We start from the raw sequence: 5,611 nt of genomic DNA on the forward strand, positions 1-5,611 counted from the left end.
AGGCCGCCAGCCCCGTCACCGCGCCGATGAACAGCACCGCGCCCACCGGCACCGCGAACAGCGGCACCGGATGACCCGGCAGCCCCTGCCACACCCCGATCGCGTCGCCCAGCCGGCCCGGGATCCGCGCGCCCAGCGACTGGGTCAGCACCGCCGCGGCCACCGCGCCGAGCACGGCGTACGCCACGTGCTGGAACAGGAAGATCCGGACCACCTGGCCGGGCGTGAAACCGATCGCCTTCAGCACCGAGATGTCCCGCAGATGCCCCCGGATCCGGGTGCCGATCGCGCCGTGCACCGCCAGCCCGGCCGCGATCAGCGCGCCCAGGCCGAACAGGCCCAGCACCTGGCCGAGCAGCCGGTTGTCGCCCTGCGCCTCGGCCCGCGCCTGCTGCCAGGTGGACACCTCGCCGACCGCGCCCGCACCCAGCACGGTGACGGCGCGCTGGACGGCGTAGTCGGTGTCGTCCGGGTCGGTCAGCCGCAGCCCGATCACCCGGCCGCCGGGGTCGCGCACCGTGGACGGCTGCGCCCAGACCAGCCCCGGCTGCTCGCCCGGCCGGTAGCGCGGCTCGGCGCTGTCGGCGATGCCCACCACCGTCAGCGTGCGCGTGGTCCCGGGCAGTGTGAGGACGTCCCCGGGCTCGGCCAGCAGCGCCCGGGCCAGCCGGGTCTCCAGGACCACGCCGTCCGGCTCCCGGGCGGCCGGCCAGCGGCCGGAGGTGAGCAGCGGCCGGCCCACGGTGGGCATCGAGGGCGTACCGCGCAGCTCCACGGAGGCGCGGGTGCCCCGGGAGGAGACGGTGGCGGCCTCGGTGGGGTACGCGCTGGTGACCGCCTCCACACCGTCGAGCGAGGCGAGCCGGTCCGTGTCGGCGGACCTCGCCGTGTGCAGCCACACATGGGCCCCGTGGGACTGGGTGAAGACCCGCTGCCAGGGGTTGGTCGCATAGCCGAACAGCGCGGTGGCCAGCAGCAGCGAGGCGACGATGCCGACCGTGGCCAGCACGATGAACAGCGCCTCGCCGCGATGCGCGCGCAGGTCCGAGTGCGCCCAGCGCAAAGTCGCCCGCACCGGACTCAGTCCCTCGACCGGGGCACGCGCGCCCCCCAGTACTTCACCGCACTCAGTCCTTACCCTCGCCTCAGTCCCTCAGTTCCAGCACGCCCGAGATCCCCGGACCCCGCGGCGGCGTCGTCCCGCCCAGCTCCGCGTCGTCGACGATCCGGCCGTCGAAGAAGCTGATCACCCGGTCCGCGGCGCTCGCCAGCCGGGCGTCATGGGTGACAAGGACGATGCTCTGCCCGCGCCGGTGGAACCGGGACAGCAGCCGCATCACCTCGCGGGTGCCCTTGCTGTCGAGGCTGCCGGCCGGCTCGTCGGCCAGCAGCAGCGGCGGGTGGTTGACCAGGGCGCGGGCGAGCGCGACCCGCTGCTGTTCGCCGCCGGACAGCTCGCCCGGCATGCTGCGCTCCTTGCCCTCGAGCCCCAGCTCGGCCAGCAGCGACTCCCGCTCGGCGCGGGCCTGCTTCGGGGAGCGGCCGGCGAGCAGGGCGGGCAGTTCGACGTTGTCGGCGACGGACAGGTTGGAGACCAGGTTGAAGAACTGGAAGACGATGCCGATGCCGCTGCGGCGTTCCTCGGCCCAGCGGGCCTCGCTGTAGGAGTCGGTGCACCGGCCGTCCAGCCAGATGCTGCCCTCGTCCGGCCGCTGCAGCCCGCCGAGCAAGTGCAGCAGCGTGGACTTGCCGGCCCCGGAGGGACCGGTGACCGCCACGAACTCGCCGCGCACCACCGACAGGTCCACCCCGCGCACGGCGCGCGCGGGCGCGCCCTCACCGTGGTGCGTCTTGACGAGGCCCTCGGCCCGCAGCAGCACCGGAGCCCGGACGTCACTCACTCCAGCTCCTCCAGTTCCTCCTGGCACCGTTCCAGCCAGTCCAGGTCGGCCTGCAGGTGCAGCATGGCGCCCTCGATCAGCAGGTGGGCGATTCTGTTGTCCCGGTCCTCGGCCGCCGCCAGTTTCGACAGGGTGCGCATGGTGTTGAGGTACTGGCGCCGCTGCTTGTTGATCAGGGCGATCTGGTCCGCGAGGCCGGTCTGCGGGGCGAGGGCGAGCTTCATGAAGAACTCGTCCCGCACCCGCGGCTCGTCCTCGGGTTTCCGGAACCAGGCGCGTACCGCCTCGCGCCCGGCGTCGGTGAGGCGGTAGGTCTTCTTGTTGGGCCGGCCGGCCTGTTCGACCTCCTCGCCCTCGATCAGTCCCGACTTCTCGAGGCGGCCGAGGGTCACGTAGATCTGGCCGACGTTCGGCTGAGGGTACGCGGAGCCCAGCAGTTGCTCAAGGTCCTGCTTCAGCTCGTAGCCGTGAGCGGGACCGCGCGCGAGGAGTGCCAGGAGGGGCAGGCGCACGCGTGCTCTCCTCCTAGGTCCTTGTCAGACGCGTCATGCGTAATGTGCTCCAGGCCCTAGTATCGCCCATACCTAACAGGTATACATGGCCTGACTCCTGGCGAAGGTGCCCGGAGCCGGTGTGCAAGGAGGAACCTATGCGGTGGATACGCGCCGCCGGTAGGGGCCTCCTGGTTCTGGTCGTGGTCGTGACCGGTTACGTCGCCTCCGGCGCCCGCGCCGACGAGGGGCGCGGTGGCGGCCGGGGACCACTCACCCTGGCCACCGCCGGCGACCTCACCGGCTATCTCGGCCCGCTGCTCGAGGGCTGGAACCGCAGCCACCCCGGCGAGAAGGTCACCCTGGTCGAGCTGCCGGACTCCGCCGACGAGACCCACGCGCAGATGACCACCGACCTGCGCGGCGGCAACCGCAGCCGGTTCGACGTGCTCAACATCGACGTCAACTGGACCTCGGAGTTCGCCGCCGCCGGCTGGATCCGCCCGCTGCCCCGCGACCGCTTCCCGCTGGACACCTTCCTGCCGCCGGTCGTCGACACGGCCACGTACGACGGACGGCTGTACGCGGTGCCGTACGTCACCAACGCCGGACTCCTGCTGTACCGCAAGGACGTCCTCGCCAAGGAGGACGTCCCGCCGCCGCGCACCTGGGCCGAGCTGGAGCACGCCGCGAAGACGGTCGCGCCGAAGTACGGACTGGACGGCTACGCGGGCCAGTTCCTGCCGTACGAGGGGCTGACCGTCAACGCGGCCGAGGCCGTGTACTCGGCGGGCGGCACGATCCTCGGCGACGAGGGCGAGCGCGTCACCGTCAACTCGGGCGCCGCCCGCGAGGGCATCGGCTTCCTGGCGCGCGGCTTTGACGAGGGCTGGATCCCGAAGGAGGCGCTGACGTACAAGGAGGAGGAGTCCAAGCAGGCCTTCCAGGACGGCCGGCTGCTCTTCCTGCGCAACTGGCCCTACGCCTACGCCGTCGCCTCCGCGCCGGGGTCCGAGGTCGCCGGGAGGATCGGCGCCGTACCGCTGCCCGGGCCCGAGGGGCCGGGGACCAGTGTCCTCGGCGGTTCCAACCTCGCCGTCGCCACCCACACGCGGCACCCCGACTCCGCCGCGCGTCTGATCGCGTACCTCACCAGCGAGCGCGTCCAGCGCCAGGTGCTCACCAGGGGTGCGCTGCCGCCCGTGCGCGCCGCGCTGTACGAAGACCCCGAGCTGGTGCGGCGGTTCCCCTACCTGCCGACCCTGCGCGACGCCGTGCTGGCGGCCGCGCCGCGCCCCAAGAGCGCGCACTACGACCAGGTCAGCCTGGTGGTGCAGGCGGTCGTGCACGACACGCTGACCGGACAGCAGACGCCCGAGGCGGCCGTACGGCGGCTCGCCCGCGAACTCGCGGCCATCTCCCACCGCTGAGCCTTCACCTTTCCCACATACTTACTCGTTAGGTAACGCGGACATCTCAACTCTGCGCACTACGCCCTGACATGTCTGGATTTGACGGGTCAACTGCCTAGGGAGTGTTGTTCAGTTCATTGACACCCTCCCGAAGCCTCTACCTAACATGCATGCATAACTGCTGCTCTTCACAGGAACAGGTCAATGGGTTGAACAGGCATGGTTGGTGGCGCGACGCCGTGATCTACCAGGTGTACGTCCGCAGCTTCCTGGACAGCACCGGCGACGGCATCGGCGATCTGGCCGGTGTCCGCGCCGGGCTGCCCTATCTGAAGAAGCTCGGCGTCGACGGGATCTGGCTGAGCCCCTTCTACCCCTCCCCGCAGCACGACCACGGCTACGACGTCGCCGACTACTGCGACGTCGACCCGGTCTTCGGGGACCTCGACGAGTTCGACCAGCTGGTGGCGGCCGCCCGCCGGCTGGGCGTCAAGGTGCTGCTGGACATCGTCCCCAACCACTGCTCGGCCGAGCACCCGTGGTTCCGCGAGGCGCTGGCCGCCGGACCCGGCAGTGCCGCCCGCGCCCGCTTCCACTTCGCCGACGGCCGCGGCCCGGACGGCGCCGAGCCGCCCAACAACTGGCACGCGATGTTCGGCGGACCGGCCTGGACCCGGATCACCGAGGCGGACGGCAGCCCCGGCCAGTGGTACCTGCACATGTTCACGCCCGAGCAGCCCGACTGGAACTGGCGCAACCCCGAGATCCCCGCCGAGTTCGACCGGGTGCTGCGCTTCTGGCTCGACCGGGGCGTCGACGGCTTCCGCATCGACGTCGCCGCCGGCCTCTACAAGCACCCCGGACTGCCCGACTCGGACGACCCGGAGATCGACGCCCGCACCCGCGACTCGGTCAACCCGCTCGCCTGGAACCAGCCCGAGGTGCACGACGTGTGGCGGCACTGGCGCTCGGTGTGCGAGGAGTACACCGCACGCGACGGCCGTGAACGCCTGCTGGTCGGCGAGGTGTCCGTGCCCAGCGCCCGCGAACACGCCCAGTACGTCCGCCCCGACGAGCTGCACCAGGCCTTCTTCTTCGACCTGCTCGGCGCCCCCTGGGACGCCGACGCCTTCCGCAAGGTCATCTCCGAGGCCATGGAGGACATCGCCGGCACCGGCTCCACGGTCACCTGGGTCCTCAACAACCACGACCAGGTCCGCACCGTCACCCGCTACGGCGAACCCACCCCCGAGGCGAGCGGACTGGGCGCCGCCCGCGCCCGTGCCGCCGCGCTGCTGATGCTGGCGCTGCCCGGAGCCGCGTACATCTACCAGGGCGAGGAACTGGGCCTGCCCGAGGTCGTCGACCTGCCCGACGACGTGCTCACCGACCCGATCTTCCACCGGACCGGGAGCCGCGCCCGCATCCGCGACGGCTGCCGGGTGCCGCTGCCCTGGTCGGGCCAGGCATCCCCGTTCGGCTTCACCACCGGAGCGCAGAACGCCAAACCCTGGCTGCCGCAGCCGGAGTACTTCGCCGAGTACGCCACCGAGCGCGCCCTCGCCGACACCCGCTCCTTCTGGCACCTGTACCGCGACGGCCTGCACCTGCGCTCCGCGCTGCCCCAGTTGGGCGAGGGCACGCTGCGCTGGCTGGACGCCGAGCCGGGCGTCCTCGCCTTCGTCCGCGGTGACGGCCTGGTCTGCGCCGTCAACTTCGGTACGGCCCCCACGCCCGCGCCGGTCTCCGGCATCCCGCTGCTGACCAGCGGCCCCTGCCCGCCCGGAGTGCTCGCCGGGTCCACCAC

At 72.0% G+C, this 5,611-nt stretch carries 5 protein-coding genes; 2 read left to right on the forward strand and 3 right to left on the reverse strand.

The window, feature by feature from the left end:
• The 3 genes from C1I97_RS30120 to C1I97_RS30130 form a co-directional block, all read right to left on the reverse strand.
• Nucleotides 1-1,075 (reverse strand): ABC transporter permease (locus tag C1I97_RS30120; protein ID WP_146608335.1); only part of this gene is annotated, 1,075 nt, incomplete at its 3' end.
• Between the two features lie 70 nt (nt 1,076-1,145).
• Nucleotides 1,146-1,901: an ABC transporter ATP-binding protein gene (locus C1I97_RS30125; protein WP_111006264.1), complete on the reverse strand. Its 756-nt coding sequence runs from the start codon at nt 1,899-1,901 to the stop codon at nt 1,146-1,148.
• Nucleotides 1,898-2,413: a PadR family transcriptional regulator gene (locus tag C1I97_RS30130; protein WP_111006265.1), complete on the reverse strand. Its 516-nt coding sequence runs from the start codon at nt 2,411-2,413 to the stop codon at nt 1,898-1,900. The genes C1I97_RS30125 and C1I97_RS30130 overlap by 4 nt, the downstream gene beginning before the upstream one ends.
• 137 nt (nt 2,414-2,550) lie before the next feature.
• Between C1I97_RS30130 and C1I97_RS30135 the strand changes: the two genes are divergently transcribed.
• A complete protein-coding gene (locus C1I97_RS30135) occupies nt 2,551-3,822 on the forward strand; it encodes an ABC transporter substrate-binding protein (RefSeq protein ID WP_111006266.1) in 1,272 nt (423 codons plus the stop codon).
• Between the two features lie 152 nt (nt 3,823-3,974).
• On the forward strand, nt 3,975-5,611 hold a 1,637-nt coding region (locus C1I97_RS30140; protein ID WP_181446980.1), incomplete at its 3' end, for a glycoside hydrolase family 13 protein.

The sequence above is a fragment of the Streptomyces sp. NTH33 genome (genome assembly GCF_003236365.1).
Taxonomy (GTDB): Bacteria; Actinomycetota; Actinomycetes; order Streptomycetales; family Streptomycetaceae; genus Streptomyces.

Coding starts and splice junctions, on each gene's coding strand:
- C1I97_RS30135 (WP_111006266.1), top strand. CDS start 2,551: ATGCGGTGGATACGCGCCGCCGGTAGGGGCCTCCTGGTTCTGGTCGTG.